The organism is Actinoallomurus rhizosphaericola, assembly GCF_024055675.1.
GTDB lineage: Bacteria > Actinomycetota > Actinomycetes > Streptosporangiales > Streptosporangiaceae > Actinoallomurus > Actinoallomurus soli.
This window is the reverse complement of the sequence record NZ_JAMXMW010000004.1, coordinates 1-19,688: the sequence shown is the minus strand read 5'-3', so window position 1 is coordinate 19,688 and position 19,688 is coordinate 1. Positions and strand designations below refer to the sequence as shown.

General features: G+C 70.3%; 16 protein-coding genes and 1 tRNA gene. 7 read left to right on the top strand and 10 right to left on the bottom strand.

Annotated features, from left to right (window positions below):
- Window position 1 precedes the first annotated feature (1 nt).
- The 5 genes from NE234_RS11175 to thrC all read right to left on the bottom strand — a co-directional run bounded on the left by NE234_RS11175 (window position 2) and on the right by thrC (window position 6,545).
- A complete protein-coding gene (locus NE234_RS11175; RefSeq protein ID WP_252778861.1) occupies window positions 2-652 on the bottom strand; it encodes a response regulator transcription factor in 651 nt (216 codons plus the stop codon).
- A gap of 20 nt (window positions 653-672) precedes the next feature.
- Window positions 673-1,971, bottom strand: a complete 1,299-nt coding sequence (locus NE234_RS11170) for a sensor histidine kinase (RefSeq protein WP_252778860.1) — start codon at window positions 1,969-1,971, stop codon at window positions 673-675.
- A gap of 381 nt (window positions 1,972-2,352) precedes the next feature.
- Entirely contained in the window at window positions 2,353-4,233 is a 1,881-nt protein-coding gene (gene rho / locus NE234_RS11165) for a transcription termination factor Rho (protein WP_252778859.1), read from the bottom strand.
- 336 nt (window positions 4,234-4,569) lie between these two features.
- Window positions 4,570-5,508 (bottom strand): homoserine kinase, encoded by a 939-nt coding sequence (gene thrB / locus NE234_RS11160; protein ID WP_252778858.1) that lies wholly within the window; start codon window positions 5,506-5,508, stop codon window positions 4,570-4,572.
- Window positions 5,505-6,545, bottom strand: coding sequence for a threonine synthase (thrC, locus tag NE234_RS11155; RefSeq protein ID WP_252778857.1), 1,041 nt, complete (start codon window positions 6,543-6,545; stop codon window positions 5,505-5,507). The genes thrB and thrC overlap by 4 nt, the downstream gene beginning before the upstream one ends.
- A 111-nt stretch (window positions 6,546-6,656) precedes the next feature.
- Here thrC and NE234_RS11150 point away from each other — a divergent pair, with 111 nt between their 5' ends.
- From NE234_RS11150 to NE234_RS11140, 3 genes are read left to right on the top strand one after another with little or no spacing between them, the layout of a single operon-like run.
- Entirely contained in the window at window positions 6,657-7,295 is a 639-nt protein-coding gene (locus tag NE234_RS11150; protein ID WP_252778856.1) for a hypothetical protein, read from the top strand.
- Window positions 7,292-7,930 carry a hypothetical protein gene (locus tag NE234_RS11145; protein ID WP_252778855.1) on the top strand — a complete coding sequence of 213 codons (639 nt, stop codon included), beginning with the start codon at window positions 7,292-7,294 and terminating at the stop codon, window positions 7,928-7,930. Before NE234_RS11150 ends, NE234_RS11145 begins: the two co-directional genes overlap by 4 nt.
- Window positions 7,927-8,628, top strand: a complete 702-nt coding sequence (locus tag NE234_RS11140) for a hypothetical protein (RefSeq protein WP_252778854.1) — start codon at window positions 7,927-7,929, stop codon at window positions 8,626-8,628. The genes NE234_RS11145 and NE234_RS11140 overlap by 4 nt, the downstream gene beginning before the upstream one ends.
- On the opposite strand, the gene NE234_RS11135 is transcribed toward NE234_RS11140, so the two are convergent.
- Window positions 8,561-9,805, bottom strand: coding sequence for a hypothetical protein (locus tag NE234_RS11135; protein WP_252778853.1), 1,245 nt, complete (start codon window positions 9,803-9,805; stop codon window positions 8,561-8,563). The two genes, NE234_RS11140 and NE234_RS11135, sit on opposite strands and share 68 nt — an antisense overlap.
- A 174-nt stretch (window positions 9,806-9,979) precedes the next feature.
- Between NE234_RS11135 and NE234_RS11130 the strand changes: the two genes are divergently transcribed.
- On the top strand, window positions 9,980-11,368 hold the full coding sequence (locus NE234_RS11130; RefSeq protein WP_252779299.1) for an RNA-guided endonuclease InsQ/TnpB family protein: 1,389 nt from the start codon (window positions 9,980-9,982) through the stop codon (window positions 11,366-11,368).
- A gap of 51 nt (window positions 11,369-11,419) precedes the next feature.
- On the opposite strand, the gene NE234_RS11125 is transcribed toward NE234_RS11130, so the two are convergent.
- From NE234_RS11125 to NE234_RS11110, 4 genes are all read right to left on the bottom strand, one after another.
- Window positions 11,420-12,706, bottom strand: coding sequence for a homoserine dehydrogenase (locus NE234_RS11125; protein WP_252779298.1), 1,287 nt, complete (start codon window positions 12,704-12,706; stop codon window positions 11,420-11,422).
- A 32-nt stretch (window positions 12,707-12,738) separates the two neighbouring features.
- Window positions 12,739-14,118: a diaminopimelate decarboxylase gene (gene lysA / locus NE234_RS11120; RefSeq protein ID WP_252778852.1), complete on the bottom strand. Its 1,380-nt coding sequence runs from the start codon at window positions 14,116-14,118 to the stop codon at window positions 12,739-12,741.
- A gap of 22 nt (window positions 14,119-14,140) precedes the next feature.
- Window positions 14,141-14,878 carry a DALR anticodon-binding domain-containing protein gene (locus tag NE234_RS11115; RefSeq protein WP_252778851.1) on the bottom strand — a complete coding sequence of 246 codons (738 nt, stop codon included), beginning with the start codon at window positions 14,876-14,878 and terminating at the stop codon, window positions 14,141-14,143.
- A 109-nt stretch (window positions 14,879-14,987) separates the two neighbouring features.
- Window positions 14,988-15,365, bottom strand: coding sequence for a response regulator transcription factor (locus NE234_RS11110; protein WP_252779297.1), 378 nt, complete (start codon window positions 15,363-15,365; stop codon window positions 14,988-14,990).
- 573 nt (window positions 15,366-15,938) lie between these two features.
- On the opposite strand from NE234_RS11110, the gene NE234_RS11105 reads away from it, so the two are divergent.
- From NE234_RS11105 to NE234_RS11095, 3 genes are all read left to right on the top strand, one after another.
- Window positions 15,939-16,013 (top strand) — tRNA-Arg (locus NE234_RS11105).
- 854 nt (window positions 16,014-16,867) lie between these two features.
- Window positions 16,868-17,173 (top strand): trypco2 family protein, encoded by a 306-nt coding sequence (locus NE234_RS11100; RefSeq protein WP_252778850.1) that lies wholly within the window; start codon window positions 16,868-16,870, stop codon window positions 17,171-17,173.
- A gap of 16 nt (window positions 17,174-17,189) precedes the next feature.
- Window positions 17,190-19,688 (top strand): trypsin-like peptidase domain-containing protein (locus NE234_RS11095; protein ID WP_252778849.1); only part of this gene is annotated, 2,499 nt, incomplete at its 3' end.

Here is a 19,688-nt window from a genome sequence, read left to right as displayed (position 1 = left end):
CCTACTGGCTCTGGCCCAGATAGGCGAGCACGGCCTTGACCCGGCGGTGGGTGCTGTCGGTGTGCTGCAGGTCCAGCTTGAGGAAGATGTTGGAGATGTGCTTCTCCACCGCGCCGTCGGTGACGTAGAGGCGGCGGGCGATCGCGGCGTTCGACAGGCCCTCGGCCATCAGGCCGAGAACCTCCCGCTCGCGCGGCGTGAGCGCCTCCAGCCGGTCCCCCCGGCGCCGCCGCCCCAGCAGCTGGCCGATGACCTCGGGGTCGATGACCGTGCCGCCGTCGGCCACCCGGCGTACGGCGGCGGTGAACTCCGCGACGTCGGCGACCCGCTCCTTCAGGAGGTACCCGACGCCGTCCGCGCCGTCGCCGATCAGGTCGGTCGCGTAGCGCTCCTCGACGTACTGGGAGAAGACGAGGATCGGCGTGCCGGGCACCCGCCGCCGGGCCTCCAGCGCGGCCCGCAGGCCCTCGTCGGTGAAGGAGGGCGGCATCCGAACGTCGACGATGGCGAGGTCGGGCCGGTGCTCCTCCACGATGGCGACCAGCCCCGGGCCGTCACCGGCCGTGGCGACCGTCTCGATGTCCTCGTCCGCGAGCAGGCGGATCAGCCCCTCGCGCAGCATTACGGCGTCTTCCGCGATCACCACCCGCACGCCCCCAGACTAGAGGAACGTCACCACACACAGGGCAGGTCCGCGCGGATCACCGTCGGCCCGCCGGGAGGGCTGTTCACCGTCAGGATGCCGTCGATGCCGGCCGCGCGGTCCGCCAGCCCGGCCAGTCCACCGCCCGGGGTGGCCTCGGCCCCGCCGACGCCGTTGTCGGAGATCTCGACGATGACCCAGGTCTGGTCCCGGGTGATGGTCACCGACGCCTGTGTCGCGCGGGCGTACTTGGCCACGTTGGTGAGCGCCTCGGAGACGATGAAGTACGCGATGCTCTCCACGGCGGCGGGCGGCCTGGTCGGCAGGTCGATCTCCACCTCGACGGGCATCGGGGCGCGGGCCGCGACGGCGGAGATCGCCGCGTCCAGCCCCCGGTCGGTGAGGATCGCCGGGTAGATCCCGCGCGCGAGGTTGCGCAGCTCGGCGATGGCCTCCTTGGCGCCCGCGTGGGCCTGCTGGAGGAGTTCCTGCGCGGCCAACGGGTCGGTGTCCAGCTTCGCCCGGGCGCGGCCGAGGTCCATCGCGACGGCCAGCAGCCGTTGCTGGGCGCCGTCGTGCAGGTCGCGTTCGATGCGCCGCCGCTCGGCCTCCGCGGCGTCCACCCCGCGCGCCCGGCTGGCCCGCAACTGAGCCGTACGGGCCCGGAGCGCCTGCGTCTCGCTCGGCCCCAGGAGGTAGGACGCGATCGCCCCGTGCGCAATGCCCACGATCCGCACGGCGTACATGGCCAGGACGAACACCCCGATCCCCAGCGGCACCGCGGGCAGCGTGGTCACCGGGTCGTCGAACCAGATGTCGTGACCGGCGACCGTGACGTACAGGTAGCCGCCCTGGTTCTGCGTGATCCAGATCGGCATCGTGATCAGCGCGGCGGTCGTCGCCCACAGCACCATGGACATGACGAACTCGGCGACGCCGAGAGGGAAGGCGAGGAGCAGGTAGACGAGGTCCTTCCAGGTGGCGGGGTCGGCGGCCATCGTCCGCCACTTGCGCAGGAGGTTGTGCCCGGCCGGCAGCGCGCGGTACGGGCTGGGGATCCGAACGCCGAACGCCAGCCGCGCGAGTCGGCGTTCCAGCATCGCGGCGGCCCGCCAGAGGATCATCGCCAGCGCCAGGCCGAGGACGCCCACCCAGATCACGACCGTTCCGACCGAGACCGAGAGCAGCACGGCCAGTCCGACGAAGTAGGCCAGGCCGAGCGGCGCGTGGAGCAGCAGGAAGGCCGCGGACCGCCAGGTCAGCGGATCCTTGAGCAGACGCAGGGGGCCGCGTCCGGAGGAGGCCGACGTCTCGACGGTGCCGTTCACCGGGGTCCCTTCCTGCCGTAGGAGTGTACGGGTCCAGCCTGCTGAACGGCGGGGTCTCCCACCATGGAGCATCCCAGCCTCCGGCAGGTAGGGCTAGCCCCACCTGATACGGCTCAGGCGTGTCGCGCCGCGCCACCTCGTACGGCTCCGGACATGACGACGCCCCGGAGGGGTGCTCCGGGGCGTCGTGTCAGACGTATCAGGCGGATTGCTGCCGCGCTCGCCTTCTCACTCGCTTCGCGGCCGGCTCGTACCTCACCGGCCACTCCGCTCGCTCGTCGGCTCGCCGCAGTGCTCACTGCCGCGCTCGCCTTCTCACTCGCTTCGCGGCCGGCTCGTACCTCACCGGCCACTCCGCTCGCTCGTCGGCTCGCCGCGGGGTCAGTCGTTGAGCGTGGTCTTCTGCACCTGCAGGAGGAACTCGGCGTTCGACTTGGTCTCCTTCATCTTCTCGATGAGGAGCTCCAGCGCCTGCTGGGTGTCGAGCGCGTGCAGCACGCGGCGCAGCTGCCAGACGATCCGCAGCTCCTCCGGAGCCAGCAGGATCTCTTCCTTACGGGTGCTGGAGGCGTCGACGTCGATCGCCGGGAACACCCGCTTGTCGGCGAGCTCGCGGCGGAGGCGGACCTCCATGTTGCCGGTGCCCTTGAACTCCTCGAAGATGACCTCGTCCATCCGCGAGCCGGTCTCGATCAGCGCGGTGGCCAGGATCGTCAGCGAGCCGCCGTTCTCGATGTTGCGGGCGGCGCCGAAGAACCGCTTCGGCGGGTACAGCGCCGTGGAGTCCACACCACCGGACAGGATCCGGCCGCTGGCCGGAGCCGCGAGGTTGTACGCGCGGCCCAGGCGGGTGATCGAGTCGAGCAGCACGACGACGTCGTGGCCCAGCTCGACGAGCCGCTTGGCGCGCTCGATCGCCAGCTCGGCGACCATCGTGTGGTCGTCGGCGGGCCGGTCGAAGGTCGAGTGGATGACCTCGCCCTTCACCGACCGCTGCATGTCGGTGACCTCTTCCGGCCGCTCGTCGACGAGGACGACCATGAGGTGGCACTCGGGGTTGTTCTTGGTGATCGCGTTGGCGATCGCCTGCAGCACCATCGTCTTACCGGCCTTGGGCGGCGAGACGATCAGACCGCGCTGGCCCTTGCCGATAGGGCTGACCAGGTCGATGATCCGCGTGGTGAGCTGGTTCGGCTCGGTCTCCAGGCGCAGCCGCTCCTGCGGGTACAGCGGGGTGAGCTTGGAGAAGTCGACGCGGCCCCTGGCCTGCTCCGGCTCCATGCCGTTGACGGTGTCGAGGCGGACCAGCGCGTTGAACTTCTCGCGACGCTCGCCCTCACGGGGCTGGCGCACCGCGCCGGTGATCACGTCGCCCTTGCGCAGGCCGTTCTTGCGGACCTGGGCGAGCGAGACGTAGACGTCCTGCGGGCCCGGCAGGTAGCCGGTGGTCCGCACGAACGCGTAGTTGTCACGGATGTCGAGGATGCCGGAGACCGGGATGAGGACGTCGTCCTCGCTGACCGTGGGCTCGGAGTCGCCGAAGCGCTCGCGCCCGCCACGGCCGCGGTTGCGCTCGCGGAACCGGCCGCGCCGGCGCCGGCCGCCGCCGTCCTCGTCGTCGGAGTCACTCTGCTGGCGCTGGTTCGGACCGCGCTGGCCCTGGCCGCGGTCATCACCGCGCTGCCCGCGGTTGTCCTCACCGCGCTGGCCGCGGTCGTCGCGCTGGCCGCGGTTGTCCTCGCGCTGACCCTGCCCGTCCCGGTTGCGGTTACCGCGCTCGCGCTGGCGCTGGCGCTGACCGCCCTCCCGGCCGGCGCCGTCGCGCGCGCCGGCGTCGCCGGCGGCCTCGGCCTCGACCTTGATCTCCTGCTGCTCCTGCGCCGGCGCCTCTTCGCGCTTGGCGGGACGCTCGCGCTTCGGCGCGGCCGCAGCCGCGGACTCGGCCACGGCGGGCGCCGCGGCGGTCTCCTGCGGGGCGGGGGCCTCGGCGGCGCTCTTCGCGGAGGCCGCCTGGTCACCGCCTCCGGCGTTCTGCGTCTGCCGCTCTTGAATGGCGGCGATGAGCTGGCTCTTCCGCATTCCGCCCGTACCGCTGATACCGAGGCTCGAGGCGAGGGCCTTGAGCTCGGGCAGCACCATCGCCGACAGGCCGGTGCCCGAGCGGCGGCGCCGCGGCGCAGCCGTCGTCGCCTTCTCGGCGGACGCGGCTTCAGGAGCCGTCGTGACTGCTGCGTCCGAGAGGAGTTCGGTGGATTCGCTCACTAAGGGTCCTTCCCAGGGAGCGGGTGTGGCCGCCGTCGGCCAGGCAACCCGGTCGTGCGAACCGGCGGGGGCGCCGGATCAGTCGAGCTCTGCTGATCTCCATGTGATCGGCGAAGAGTTCTGGCCACATCCAGATGGTGGAGGCAGGTTCTCGCGAGAGATCCCCGATCCCGATACGTCCGTAGTTTTGGTAGAACGCTGAACAACGAGCGGTTTCGTTGCCGGGGAACCACATCCGCGTCACACGGCCGACGTAAGCCGGAATGGCTGACGAGCCCATGCCCCCGTACGGGGCATCTGGTGCAGCACTTAGCCTAACATCACCTGGGCACACTGCTATTCCCCGGAGACTCGCGTTTCCTGATCGATTGGCTGAACGCATGCGCCGTGGGGGTCAACGTTCAGCGGGTGTATGTGCCACGAAGTACCCACTTCCGAGGCGATCGAATCAACCTCACCCGCGGAGACCAGCGCGAGAACCGTCGGCCCGGCCCCCGACACCACCGCCGGAACGCCGCCCGCGCGCAGCCGGTCCACCAGCGCGACCGACTCCGGCATGGCCGGGGCGCGGTACGCCTGGTGCAGCCGGTCCTCGGTGGCGTCCAGCAGCAGCTCCGGCCGGGCGGTGAGCGCAGCGATCAGCAGCGCGGCGCGGCCGGAGTTCGCCGCGGCGTCGGCGTGGGGCACGACGTCGGGCAGGAGGCCGCGGGCGCGCTCGGTGGCGAGCCGGTGCTCGGGTACGAACGCCACGGGCCGTACGCCCGGGACGACGTCCAGCCTGGTCGTGCGCGGTCCGGCGGTCGTCTCCCAGGCGATGGTCAGGCCGCCGGCCAGGCACGGCGCGACGTTGTCGGGGTGGCCCTCGATCCTCGTGGCCAGGGCGAGGACGTCCGCGTCGGTGAGGCCCGCGCCCTCCGGGTGCAGGGCACGGGCGGCGAGGATCCCGGCGACCGTCGCGGCCGAGGACGATCCGAGCCCGCGCGCGTGCGGGATCCGGTTGACGCAGCGGACCCGCAGGCCCGGCTCGGGCGCCGGCCCGATGGCCGCGTACGTCTCGCGGAACGTCTTGACGATCAGGTGCTGCTCGCCGCGCCTGGCGGTCTCCTCGCCCTCGCCCGTGACGTCGATCCACAGGCCCGAGTCGGCGAGTTCGACCTCCACGTCGTCGTACAGGGTGAGCGCCAGCCCCAGCGCGTCGAACCCGGGACCGAGGTTCGCGCTGGTCGCGGGGACCCGTACGTGGACTGCGGTGGGCGTGGCGCGCCCCGAGATCACGCGAGTTCCAGTGCGGACGCGGCGGCGTACGCGTCGACGGGCACCGTGATCGGCGCGGGGGCGCCCGAGATGGCCCAGTCGGGGTCCTTGAGGCCGTTGCCGGTCACCGTGCACACGACCCGCTCGCCGGGGCGTACGAGCCCCTCGTCACTGGCCTGCAGCAGGCCCGCGACGCTCGCCGCCGACGCCGGCTCGACGAACACGCCCTCCTCGCGGGCGAGCAGCCGGTAGGCGGCCAGGATCTGCCGGTCGGTGACGGCCTCGATGGCTCCGCCGGACTCGTCCCGTGCCTTGAGCGCCAGGTCCCAGGACGCGGGGTTGCCGATGCGGATCGCGGTCGCGATGGTCTGCGGCGACGTGACCGGCTCGCCCCAGACGATCGGCGCGGCGCCGGCCGCCTGGAAGCCCAGCATGCGCGGGCGCGCGTCGGACTCCTTGTAGCCCATCCAGTAGGCGGTGATGTTCCCGGCGTTGCCCACGGGCAGGCAGTGCACGTCCGGGGCGCCGCCGAGCGCGTCGATGATCTCGAACGCGGCGGTCTTCTGGCCGTGCAGCCGGTACTTGTTCACCGAGTTGACGAGCGCCACCGGATAGTCGACCGCGAGCTTGCGGGCGAGCTCGAGGCAGTCGTCGAAGTTGCCGTCGATCTGGAGCAGCTTGGCGCCGTGGACCAGCGCCTGCGCCAGCTTGCCCATGGCGATCTTTCCGCGCGGCACCAGCACCGCGCACACCATCCCGGCGCGCACGGCGTACGCGGCCGCCGACGCGGACGTGTTGCCGGTCGAGGCGCAGATCACCGCCTTGGCGCCGTCCTCGGCGGCCTTGCTGATCGCCATGGTCATGCCCCGGTCCTTGAAGGATCCGGTCGGGTTGGCGCCCTCGACCTTGAGGTAGACCTCGCAGCCGGTCAGCTGGGAGACGCGCGTCGCCGGGAGCAGGGGCGTGCCGCCCTCCAGAAGGGTGACGACCGGCGTCCCGGCCGTCACGGGGAGCCGATCGCGGTACTCCTCGATGACGCCACGCCATGCCCTGCTCACGATGTTCCTCCTGACCTGCGCTGTCGTTCAGCGAGTCTACGGGCACCGTGGGCACGCGTCTCACGTCGTTTCACATCGTGGACGACGCGCCGCGGATTAGGATCATCGACCGTGCACCCCCGAGCACGCGTCGCCGGATACGTCACGGCCGCCGTCCTGGTCGCCGTGGGGACACTCTGGGCGATCGGGGGCCTCGACCCGGCGGACACCCCGGTCCCGACGCCGCCCGGACGCGAGGTCGACCAGCACCTCTTCCGTACCCGGCTCATCGGCGCCCACGTGGCCACGGTCAAGAAGTTCGGGCAGTCCACGCGGATGCTGGTGATCAACGCGTGGGTGACCAACCCGACCCGCGAGACGCTCGGGACGTACGGCCTCGATGACGACGTGTTCGCGCACGGCATGTTCCTGCACTGGAGAACGCAGGACGGCCCCCGGCCGAAGCAGGTCGACGCCCAGGCCATCGCGGGCGACACCCTCTTCCGATCGCTGCAGCCGCGCCTGCCCACCTACGTCGCCGTGCAGTACGAACTGGCGTCCGGTGCCCGCGTGCCCGACCACGTGACCGTCGCCCTGGCGGACTACGAGCACACCGAGTCGGGCGTCCTGGACCCGCGCGGCTACTGGGAGTGGAAGGCCCGCCGCTACCAGACCCGGTACGAGACGAATCCGCTGACGCACCGATCCGGCCGGGTCACGCACATCATCCCGGTCCTGGTCGCCGACGTGAGACTCCCGGTGAGGTCATGAGACGGATCGCCTCGATCGCACTCGCCGTCGCCCTCGCCTGCGCCGCGGTGGCCATGCAGTCCGCGCGCTGGAGCTACACCCGGGCGTACGGCCCGTTCGTGAAGAACGGACGGATCGGCCGGACCGTCACCGAGCCGCGGTTCACGATCCGGGTCGACCGGGTCGACGGCGCACGAACGATCTACGTCCCGCCGACCGACTACGCCAAGGCGCAGCAGATCCCGGCGACCGGCGTCTTCGTCGTCGTCCTGGCCACCATCGAGGCCCGGCACTCCCTCGTGTACGCCGGGCAGGCACGGTTGCACACCCGGTACGGCGACTACGACCCGACGGACAAGCTCGGCGGCGGAGGCGGCCTGTCCAAGCCCCTCGTCACGCCGCTGAGCTACGTCCGGTTCGAACCCGGCATGCCGCGCCGGGGCGCCTACGTCTTCGACGTGCCGCCCGCGGCCGTGGCCGGCGCCCGGCTCTACGTCTCCGATCACGACGCGCAGGAGGCGCCGTTCGGCTTCTACCGCGACGACCCGCGGCGCTTCGCCGCCGAGGTCCACGTCGACCTCGGCCTCGACCCCGCCGAAGCCACCCGCCTGACCAGCAGACCGCCCTCCGGCTACGCGATCCCGGAGCCGTCGTGAGCCGCGCGGCAGCCCTGATGAGACGGACCGCGACCGCCGTGCGGAGCGGCGCGTCCCTCGTACGGCGCGGCGCATCGGGCGTACGGCGCGGCGCGGGTCCGACCGATCGTGGCGCGGCTCGGGCGCGGCGCGACGCGAATCGGGTTCGGCGTGGCGCGGCTCGGAGGGGGCGTGGCGCGGCCCACGTACGGCGGCCGACCCGGATCGTCGGCCTGCTGGCGCTGCTGGGCGGGGCGATGTACCTGCCGTTCCGCCCGGAGTGGGCCTACTACCGCGAGGACGTGCCCGCCACGCACACGCGGACGGTCGCGCCCGGGCGGCCGGCCGTATTCCAGCAGATCCGCTGGACGCTGCTGAACTACGGCAGGGCCGAGCTGAAGCACGGCGACCTGCCGCCCGACCTCATCGGGTGGCCGGCCCGGCCCGGCGAGACGCTCGTGGTGGCCACGCTGCGGGCCGAGCCGCTGACCAGGAACCCCCGCGATTTCACCATCGACTTCTCGCTGCGCGACCACGCCGGCCACCGCTGGAGCGCGTTCGAGTGGCACACGTCGATCATTCCCGGCGGCACGGACCCCGCGTACGTGATGGGGCTGGTCCCCGACTGGGCGGTCGGCACGTTCGAGCTGGTCATGCGTCACCAGCACCAGGATCTGTCGCCGGCGCTGGGCGGTCCGCAGCTGGTGTTCCGTCGCTGACCCTGCGCCGCACGAGGTCGAACGTCACCGCCAGCAGGGCCAGCCGCAGGATCTCGCCGACCATGCGGTGCCCGAACTCGACCGGCACCAGAACGAGGTTCCAGAACCGTACGGTGTGGTCCGTGCCGATCAGCGCGACGACGCCGCGCTGGAGCGGATCGAGCAGCACGCCGATCGCCACGTAACAGAGACAGAACCAGGCGAAGACGTACGCCCCCGCGCTGTGGGCCAGCCGGAGCGCGTGCACGATCGGCACGTACTTGTCCCGCAGGCTCCGGCTGGCCACCTCCGCCAGACGGCGCCGCCGGCCCTCCAGGCGGTCGGGCAGCCGCTCCAGCGGCGTGCCGCGGATCGCCTCCCGGTCGTGCATCTCCAGCCCGTACACGATCGCGGCGATGGCGAGCCACACCAGCGGCAGGACGAGGGCGTCCTTGACCGGGCCGGGACTGGGCACCGGCACGATCCGGGTGATCGCGTGCCAGAACGCCCGGTCCGCGAGCCACCGCTCGGCCGCCCTGACCACCTGCATGATCGAATACAGCGTGTAGAGGGTGAAGTTCACCTCGAAGAACGCGGTGAGGATCCCCATCACGCGGCCGTGCTTCTCCTCGTACCGGCGTTCGCAGACGACCCGTAGCAGCCACGACACCGCGGCGACCAGCAGGCAGGCCGCGATCGGCAGGTCGAGGACGTTGCCGACGTTCATGACGTCGCCGGTGTTCACCCGCCGCTGGGCGTCCGCCCGCAGCACCTCGCGCAGGTCCGTGGTGTAGAGGTTCCAGCCGAGGTAGACGAGCACGAATGGGAACAGAGTCCGGCCGACCGCGGTGACGTAGGGCTCGTCGGGATCCTCGATCACCGACAGGCCGCGGCCGAGCGTGAACAACATCCCGATCGTCACGACGAGCGAGGCCAGCACGGCGACGCTCAGCGGCAGCAGGACGGCGACCTGCCGGACCCCGGGATGACGGCCGCTCCCGAGATGGGAGATCCCCTGGAGAAGGAGGTACCGGACGATCGACCCGGCGCTGAACCACATCGCCAGGGGCACGAAGAAGCGGGCGGCGAGCCGAAGCGCCGACACCGGCAGCAGCGCCGCGCCGAGCGCTCCGTCACGTCGTGCGGCGGGGCGGCCCGGTTCGGCGGCTTCGTCGGCTGGTGCGGCGGAGGCGGCCATCGCCCGAATGCTAGTGCCGTGTCCAGAATCGTTGTTTGTGAGATGAGGCATTTTGCGAGCATTGATTCGGGCGGTATGAGGTTCGGAGCCGCTGACCGTCTCTGTTTTGTCGTAGGCACTTGCTGTAATCGCCTTGTGCCTCGACGTGTTGATCCAGATGCTCCACGGGTGGTGATGCGTACCGCCCGGGTCGGCCTGCGCCTCACGCCTGCCCAACGGGAGCGGTGTTTCGGGCTGCTGGCCTCTGCCGGGGACGTGTGGGCGTGCGTGCTGGATATGAACCGGTGGCGGCGCCAGCGCGGCTTGCCCGCCGTGGTGTCGTATCAGGAGTTGTGCCGGGAGTTGTCGGCTGCCGGGCCGGGCACGTTCGGTGAGCTGGACGCTCAAGGGGCGCGGTCGGTGCTGCGCCGTTACAGTGACGCCTGGTTCGCCGCCGCCAAGCGCCGCAAGGACGGGGATGCCTCGGCGCGGTTCCCGCGTCGCAAGCGCCGGTTGATGCCGGTGCGCTACTACCACGGCACGTTCACCCTGGAGGACCAGCGGTTACGACTTCCGGCCAGTCGCGGGTCCGCGCCGTTGTGGGTGCGGCTGGACCGGCAGGTACCCTATCCGGTCGATCAGGTTCGGTCGGTCACCTTGCTCAACGAGGGCCGCAGATTGTTCGTCGAGGTGACCGCCGAAGTCCCCGTCGCCACCTATGAGGCCGGGTGTGAGCCGGATCCGGACCGGGTGGCCGGAGTGGATCCGGGAGTGATTCATCCGTTCGCGGTGGCCGGTCCGGACGGGGAGGGACTGGTGGTGTCGGGGCGGGCGATCCGGGCGGAGTCCCACCTGCACCTCAAAGACACCAAACGTCGCCGCCGGAGGATGGCTCCCCGGGCTCCGAAGCCGGGGCAGGTGGGTTCGCGGCGGTGGCGGAAGTTCCGGGCTCGGCAGCGGAAGCTGGAGGCCCGGCACAAGCGGCGGGTCAAGCAGGCCCAGCATGAGGCGGCCAAGACCGTCGTCGACTGGGCCGTGAAACGGCGGGTCGGGACGCTGGTCGTCGGTGACCCGCGCGGGGTCCTGGTGCTCAAGGCCGGGCGGCGGCACAACCAGCGCGTCCGGGACTGGCGGGTCGGCTACCTGCTCCGCTGTTTGAAGGACAAAGCCGAACAGGCCGGGATCCGCCTCGTGCTCGTGGATGAGCGCGGCACTTCCTCGACCTGCCCGGCCTGCGGCCGTCGGGTTCCCAAACCCACCGGCCGCCTTTTCACGTGTATGCGTTGTGGTTTTCGTGGGCACCGCGACCTGGTCGGCGGCGCCAACATCGCCCGGCGTGACCCGGGCGGCACCATCACCACCAACAAGTTCCCAGTGGTGATCACGCACCGTCGAGCCGGACGGCACCTCCCCGGTACTGGACTAGCACGGCGTGACCCAAGACGACGCCCCCATCACGGCACCGTCAACGGGTCCATTGGCCGGCCGCGGCCCGCCCCACCGCCCGGTGGGGAGTCGCTCGCCCCAGGCGAGGATCAACCAACACAGTCGATACACGACCAACGTTGGTTGACGCGGCACTAGTGCGACGGCCTCCGTACGCCCTTCTACCGGTCTCTGCTCGCTGCGGCGGGCTCACTCGTCGCCTTCGACGCGCATGACGCTGGCGACCTCGCGGACGATCTCCTTGTCGCGGAGGTTCTCGACGGTGGCCGAGAGCGCGCCGTCGGGGGCGCGGTGGGTGACGATGACGAGCTGCGCCTTCTGGCCGTGACCCTCCTGGCGTACGGCCTGGATCGAGACGCCGTGGTCGGCGAAGACGTCGGCGACGCGGGCCAGCACGCCGGACCGGTCCGCCACGTCCAGGGAGACGTGGTAGCGCGTGACCGTGTCGGCCATGGGCAGGACGGGCAGGTCGGCGTAGGTCGACTCGGCGGGACCGCGGGTGCCGTGCACCCGGTTGCGGGCGACGGCGACCAGGTCGCCGAGCACCGCGCTGGCGGTCGGCGCGCCGCCGGCGCCCGCCCCGTAGAACATCAGCGACCCGGCGGACTGCGCCTCGACGAACACTGCGTTGTACGCCTCACGGACGTTCGCCAGCGGATGCGTACGCGGGATCATTACCGGGTGGACGCGGACGGACACGCCGCGGCCGTTCCGGCCGTCGTCCGACGGCACCCGCTGGCAGATCGCCAGGAGCTTCACGACGCAGCCCATCGCCCGGGCGCTCGCGATGTCGGCGGAGGTGACGTCTGCGATGCCCTCCCGGTGCACGTCCGCGGCGGTCACCCGCGTGTGGAAGGCGAGCTGGGCGAGGATCGCCGCCTTGGCCGCCGCGTCGAACCCCTCGACGTCGGCGGTCGGGTCGGCCTCGGCGTACCCGAGGGCCTGAGCCTGTTCCAGGGCCTCGGAGAAGCCGGACCCCGAGGTGTCCATCTTGTCGAGGATGTAGTTGGTCGTGCCGTTGACGATCCCCATCACCCGGTGCACGTGGTCGCCGACCAGCGACTCGCGCAGGGGCCGCAGCAGCGGGATCGCGCCCGCCACGGACGCCTCGTAGTAGATGTCGACGCCGTGCTCACGGGCGGCGCCGAAGAGCGTCGCGCCGTCCTCGGCGAGCAGGGCCTTGTTCGCCGTGACGACCGACTTGCCGGACTTCATCGCGTCCAGCAGGAGACCGCGGGCGGGCTCGATGCCGCCGATCACCTCGATCACGATGTCGACATCGGGGCGGGTCACCAGCCCGGTCGCGTCCGTCGTCAGCAGCTCCGGCGGCACCCCCTCGCGCCGCTTGTCCTTCCGGCGCACCGCGATGCCGACGAGCTCCAGCGGGGCGCCGACCCGCGCGGCGAGGTCGTCCGCCTGCTCGTCCAGGAGGCGCACGACCTCGGTGCCGACGACGCCGCAGCCCAGCAGGGCGATCTTCAACGGTGGCCTCAGGGACTGGACAGGGCTCACGGCGACACCTCCAGGCGCAGCAGATCGTCCTCGGTCTCACGGCGCAGGATCAGCCGCGCCCTGCCGTCCCGTACGGCGACGACCGCCGGCTTGGGCACGTGGTTGTAGTTGTTGGCGAGCGAGCGGCAGTACGCCCCCGTCGCCGCGACGGCGACCAGGTCGCCGGGGGCGAGGTCCGAGGGGAGCCACAGGTCGCGGACGACCATGTCGCCGCTCTCACAGTGCTTGCCGACCATGCGGCTCAGCATCGGCTCGGCGTCCGAACGCCGGGAGGCCAGCGCGGCGGTGTACTCCGCCCCGTACAGCGCGGTGCGGATGTTGTCGCTCATCCCGCCGTCGACGGAGACGTAGGTGCGCAGCCCCTCCAGGGGCTTCACCGTGCCGACCTCGTACAGCGTGATGCCGCCCGGCCCGGAGATCGTACGGCCGGGCTCGACGGTCAGGCGCGGGACGGGAAGGCCCTTCTCCTCGCAGACGCGGGTGACGATGCCCCGCAGGTTGTCGGCGATGTGCTTCGGGTCGAGCGGGTCGTCGCCCTCGAGGTAGGCGATGCCGTACCCGCCGCCGAGGTCGAGCTCGGGCAGCTCGACGCCGTGCTCCTCGCGGATGGCGTCCAGCAGCTCGACGACACGCCGGGCGGCCAGCTCGAAGCCGTCGGTGTCGAAGATCTGCGAGCCGATGTGGGAGTGCAGGCCGACGAGCTCGAGCTCCTTGATGCCGATGACCCGGCGGGCGGCCTCCTGCGCCGTCTCGCGGGCGAACCCGAACTTCTGGTCGTCGTGGGCGGTGGCGATGAACTCGTGCGTGTGCGCCTCGACGCCCGTCGTCACGCGGACCAGCACCTTGGGCCGAACGCCCATCTCCCGGGCGAGGTGGCCCAGGCGGGCGATCTCCTCGTAGGAGTCGACGACGACGTGGCCGACGCCGACCTCCAGCGCCCGCGCCAGCTCGGCCATCGACTTGTTGTTGCCGTGGAACGTGATCCGCTCCGGCGGGAACTCCGCCCGGAGCGCCACCGCAAGCTCACCGCCGCTGCAGACGTCGAGCCCGAGCCCCTCGTCCTTCACCCACCGGGCGATCTCGACGGACAGGAACGCCTTGCCCGCGTAGTAGACCTCGCCGTCGCTGAACGCGGCCGCGAACTCCCGGCAGCGGGACCGGAAGTCCTCCTCGTCGTAGACGTACAGCGGCGTGCCGAACTCCGTGGCGAGATCGCGGACGTCCACGCCGCCCACCGTCAGCACCCCGTCCTCACGGCGGGCGCCGCGCGGCCACACGCTCGGCGTGAGCGCGTTCAGGTCGCTCGGCGGCGGCAGGGGGTGGTCCTCGGGCAGCACGTCCGCGTGCCGAGGGCCGGCCGGGTGAACTCGACTCATCGACTGCTCTCTCTGTCGGGGCTCAAAGACGGTCGTTCGGGGTCTCGCCGAGCATGCGGAGGCCGTTGCCCAGGACGATGTACGCCGCTTCAGCCAGGCTAAGGCGTGCGGAATGGTGACCGGTGATGATTTCGTCGCCCTTCGGCAGCGGCGAGCACCACTCGTGGACGTCGTGGTACGCGTCGGCGATGAGCTCCAGCTGCCGGGTGAACGGCCGCGGATCCCCCGTCCGCGCCGCCTGCTCGGCCCGGCTCGGGAACTCCGCGAGCAGCGCGAGCAGCCGCTTCTCCCGCGGGTCGGTCAGCGGCCCCTCGGCGGCGTGCACGCCCAGGTCGGCGGCCTGCCGGCGTACGGCGGCCGCCCGCGCGTACGCGAACCGCACCACGAATCCGGGGTTGTCGAAGGTCAGCGGACGTTCGGGCCAGGTCGCTCGCGGCACGGGCACGGGCACGACGCCGTACGTCTCGTCGATGCGCGCGATCAGCGAGGCGCTCACGCCGATCGACAGGAATCCCGGCCCCGTCACGCGTACGTCGCCCACCCCGGGCATCCGGCCGAGCCGGTCGGCGAGCAGCTCCGCGATCTCCTTGGCGGGCCGCCCGGCGTCGCGCGCCAGCCGCAGCGGAAGCGGGGTCGCGTAGTCCCCGTCCGCGGTGACCGTGACGGGAACGCGGCCGGGCACGGGAACGGCGAACTCGCCCTCGTCGACCGCCCCGCGGACGGCGGCCACGACGGCGGCGTTCAACTCGGCCGGAGTCACGACATGAGATTAGCCGACCAGCATGTGGACATTCGATCGCCGTGGGCCGTCGTCACGCGAGATTCTCCGGCCCGCGACGCCGGATCCGGGTATCCGTCCGCTCCCCAGGTCAGACGACCGGACCCGCGCCGGCCAGCTCGCGCACCGTGCGGATCAGCTCGGCGGGGTCGAACGGCTTGGTCACATAGGCGTCCACTCCGATCTCGTGCCCGCGCCGGATGTCATGCTCCTGGGCCCGCGCGGTGATCATGACCACCTTGATGTCCCGCGTCTCGGGGTCGTCGCGCAGCTTGACCGCCGTCACCCAGCCGTCGAGCCGGGGCATCATGACGTCGAGCGTGATCACGTCCGGAGAGATGTCCCGCACCCGGTCGAGGCAGTCCTGCCCGTCCACGGCGGTCAGCACCTCGAAGCCCTCCAACTGGAGGTTCACGGCGATCAGCTGCCTGATCACCTCGTCGTCATCGACGACCAGCACACGTCCCAGTGTCACGACCGCCAAGCTAACGCTTTCCCGGGCCGGGACACGCGGATAACGGCCACACTGATGCCACACTCAGCCACACACCCCGCCGATCCACCGACCAACTCGGGCAGAAGGTGCAGCTCCCCCCTCCACGACGCCCTCGCGCGGCCGGGACGGACACAACGCCCGGGAAAGCCCCCCATGTCGGGCGCTTCGTCCCGATGCGCCCCGATCTCAGGGGCTTCGCGGAGCATCACGCCCGCCGCCACACCTTTCCGCACCCCGCCGCTCCGCTCGGGTCGAGGCTTCGTTCCAAGATCACTGGTGTCCACTGCCGATAGGAAGCAGTAGATGCCAGTGATCTTGAATGCGGCTTCAGTTTCAGCCCGGCATCCGCCGGCGCGCGTACGAGGCGCCCGGCCACCGGCGGGCGACCCCGCCGGCGACCCGCCGGACGGCGGCCCCCGCGCGAGACGATCTTTTCGCACCCCCGGTGAGCGACGTTCACCCAGCTCATCCGCGCCTCGGTGGCTCACAGGGTGGTGGAATGTGTTCGAGCAGGGTCGGTGGGCTGCTAGTCTTTATCCGTCCCGAGCCCCCTTAGCTCAGGGGATAGAGCACCGGCCTCCGGAGCCGGGTGCGCTGGTTCGAATCCAGCAGGGGGCGCCACCAGCAGTCAGCGTGATCTAGAGGCTGACCTGGCTAAACGCTCGAAGAACGGGCCGGACCGGTATCCCACCGGGTCCGGCCCGTTCGCATTGTTTCGCACTCCTCGCGAGAGGCCTGCGAGAGAGTTCCGCTGCCGGCTAGCTCCCTCAGGCAGAGCAGTCCCCTTGCACGGGAGGCACTCTGCGTGCAGTCAGATAACGCGTTGGCTGACCAGAACACCCCCACGTATTGGGGAGCACGGCCTGACGGTCGCCGGCTGAAGCTTCCCCGCCGGATCACCCCCACAGGCGTGGGGAGCACTACCCGTTGTGGATCATCTGGATGACCTCGAGCGGATCACCCCCACGGGCGTGGGGAGCACGACGCGGGCACCAGGGAACATCGTGGTGAAGGACGGATCACCCCCACGTGGGGGTGTTCCGACGTTCACCACGACGGAGCCGACGTCGTCCGCGTACTCCCCATGCACGTGGGGTGTTCCGCTTGCGGTCCCGCCACAAGCTCACTCGCGCATAATGCGACAGGCCTCGACCGTTGCGCTGTGGGCCAGGTGACGCCGTGAGCTGTCATGAGCTCGTCCGAGCTGGTGCGTGCCCGCGTTGGCTGTACTCCACTGCTGTACAGCAGTCGAGTTGAGCCGCTACTCCCACGTAGTCACCCTCCGGCTTCGAAGCGCGGCGGACGAGTTCGTGTCGAGCCGCCAGTCAGGCGGTGGGCTTGGGCAAGGGCGACTATTTTCTGCATCGGCGCACCCTTGGCCGATTCCGGCGAACAGGGCCCACTGGAGTGGGCACCACCGTAGCATGGCGAGGATCGCCATATTGAAGGCGTTGATCTGTACGTCTAGGAGTTGCATGGAAATCGAACTCGCTCAACTGCTCACGGCCTTGCGGTCGGAGATTGACCGCGCTCGGATTAGCGCGCTCGACCAGGACGTCCGCTTCCGGATCAACTCGATCGACCTGGAACTTCAGGTCGCCGTTGAGAAGTCCGCCGAGGCCAATGCGGGTGTGAAGTTCTGGGTGATCTCGATCGGCGGCAAGGCGGCAGCGAAGTCCGTGGGCACGCACATCGTTCGACTCAGTCTCAACGCGGAGACCGCTTCCGGCGAGCAGGTCCTCACCGGAGATGACATTTCGAATCTGGTGTCTGAGGGGTGATCACCTTTAGGTGGGCGTGATCGACAAAGCGCGGGTGGCCGAAGTCCTCGTCCGGCATGCAGGCAAGATCGAGTACGGGTCCGGATACCGGATTAGTTCCCGGCTGATCCTTACCGCGTCTCATCTGCTCAAGGGCCGACTGGATGCCGCGTGCACCGTCATCCTTGGCGGAAGTGGTGACGAGTTGTCGGCAGTGCCGGCGTGGTGCGGCGCCGGGCGGGACGTGGCGCTCCTGCGTCTAGACGTCGCCGTGGACACCGTGCCGCCGGTAATTCTCGGAAGGCTGCCGGCCGGCGTGGGCAGCATCCCGTTCGTTGGGGTCGGTTTTCCGGCGTTTGCGCAGCGGCCCAAGTCCGACACTGTTCAGGGGCTGCAGCGACGGGATAGCAGGCAGGTCGACGGGCTGGTCCAGCTCGGGTCCAATATAAAGTCAGGGCTGCTGGACCTTACCTTCATCACCGCCCCGCCAAGAGAGAACGGCCCCGACGGACCGGACCCCTGGGTCGGCATCTCGGGCGCGGCGTTGTTCGCTAAGGGCGGCTTCCTCATTGGGGTGCAGACGCACCGGCTGCCCGCTGCGGGAACTGGTAGCGCAGAAGCCGAGTCGGTCGCCGCTGCCCTGAACGATCCGGAGTTCGCCCGCCTGCTGGCCCTCAACGGCGTGAAGACCCAGGCCGCTCAGGTCAGTCCACCTGAGCACGAGCCGCAGAATCCGCTGCGCTCCGTCGTCTCGCAAGACGAACTCATCGAGGGTTTCGGCGACTTCAAGAAGTACCTCACCACGGAGCAGCTGCCCTTCGTCTCTCCCGGCGACCATCCTGCCGCACCGGAGAACGTATTCGTCCGGCTGATGAGCTCGGGCAACAGGGGCGTGCTGCTCGTGGGGGCGGCGGGCACCGGCAAGACTCGCATCGGTATTGAGGTGGGTCGCTTGGCGCAGGATGCGGGCTGGCGGGTGCTGCACATCCTGCCCGGCGAAGACACATCGGTCACCGGCCAGATCGCCGAACAGGTGTGCGCGGAAAGGAGGGCCGTCCTCCTGGTGATCGACTACCTCAACGAATCACTGCTCGACCTTTCCACGCTGCGCCACCAGCTCATCCCTGAGGCGAACCGTCGCGGCATCCCGATCGCGTTGCTCGCGGCCGTCCGTCCCGGCTGGCTACAGAAGGCCAACCGCGCCCTCCTGCACGAACTCTTCGACGAGGTCGAGCTACGGCAAGACGTTGAGTTCCAGCGCTCCGTCGCCGAGAATGCGCTGACGACGCTGGCGCCCACCGCCCTCCAACGCCTCGGCAAGGACCGCTTGATGGCGATCTGCGGCCACCGTCCCATTGTCGCCCTCTTGGTCGCCCGCGAGATCGAACGCCGCGTCAAAAAAGGTCTCGCGATCCCCGAAACGGCTGGTCTGCGGACGAACGGCGAACTCCCCGGCTGGCTGGAACGTCGGCTCGCTGAGGACGGCCTGATTGTCCCCGGCCGCGAAGATACTTTCAATCCCGCCCGTCCCTCTCATACGTTGATAGCGGCTGCCGCCGCCGCGGCCGCCTGCCCTCAATCCCGCGAAGCGGTGGAGAGGGCTGCCGAGGCCGTCCTCGCCGGTGCCACCGAGACCGTCCCAGAAGCGGAGGGCCTAGTGGCAACGCTGGTCTCACTCGGCTGGTTGGAAACAACCTCCGGCTCATTGTCGATCGCCCACGACCTGGTCGCCGACCAGCTCATGGATTCCGTCTTCCTCCCCGAGCATGATGCCTCCCCAAACGTTTCGGGCATCAAAGCCATGCTCTCCGGCTGTCTGGCCAGTGCCCGCACAATGGGCCGCTACGCCGTCAACATCGGCCGCCTCATCAACGACATGACCCTCGCCGACCGCGCAGTACCTGTAATTCGCGTCCTGGACGCCTGGTTCGCCGAACACTCCGCGGCGATCGGCAGCGTGCTGCGCAGGGACGCCGACATCGGCAGCTACGCTCTCGGCGCGATTTGCTCAGGTCCGCCCTGGTCGCCCTCCGTCGTCCGCTGCTGGAAGCAAGCCGTCAACCCCTGGCTCGCCGACTTCGGTACCAGCCTCAAGGCCCGCCATCTCCTTTATCGTGGCTTGCGCTACCTACCGACCGATGGAGCCCTGCTCCTTGTCCCCACGGCCCTGACCTGGCTCAGCCCACACGCCACCACGCCCGAAGCCGGATTCGTCCTCGGCCCGCTGCTGTCTCGCACCGACCTCACCCCTAAGGACGCCGAACGGGCAATCACCGCAGCCTTCACCTGGCTCACCCCACACGCCACCACGCCCGAAGCCGGATTCGTCCTCGGCCCGCTGCTGTCTCGCACCGACCTCACCCCTAAGGACGCCGAACGGGCAATCACCGCAGCCTTCACCTGGCTCACCCCACACGCCACCACGCCCGAAGCCGGATTCGTCCTCGGCCCGCTGCTGTCTCGCACCGACCTCACCCCTAAGGACGCCGAACGGGCAATCACCGCAGCCTTCACCTGGCTCACCCCACACGCCACC

What these genes read in the sequence shown, in the direction of transcription:
- NE234_RS11100 (WP_252778850.1), top strand. Translation starts at nt 16,868, where the DNA reads ATGGAAATCGAACTCGCTCAACTGCTCACGGCCTTGCGGTCGGAGATT.
- NE234_RS11130 (WP_252779299.1), top strand. Translation starts at nt 9,980, where the DNA reads ATGCGTACCGCCCGGGTCGGCCTGCGCCTCACGCCTGCCCAACGGGAG.
- lysA (WP_252778852.1), bottom strand. Translation starts at nt 14,118, where the DNA reads ATGAGTCGAGTTCACCCGGCCGGCCCTCGGCACGCGGACGTGCTGCCC.
- NE234_RS11135 (WP_252778853.1), bottom strand. Translation starts at nt 9,805, where the DNA reads ATGGCCGCCTCCGCCGCACCAGCCGACGAAGCCGCCGAACCGGGCCGC.
- NE234_RS11145 (WP_252778855.1), top strand. Translation starts at nt 7,292, where the DNA reads ATGAGACGGATCGCCTCGATCGCACTCGCCGTCGCCCTCGCCTGCGCC.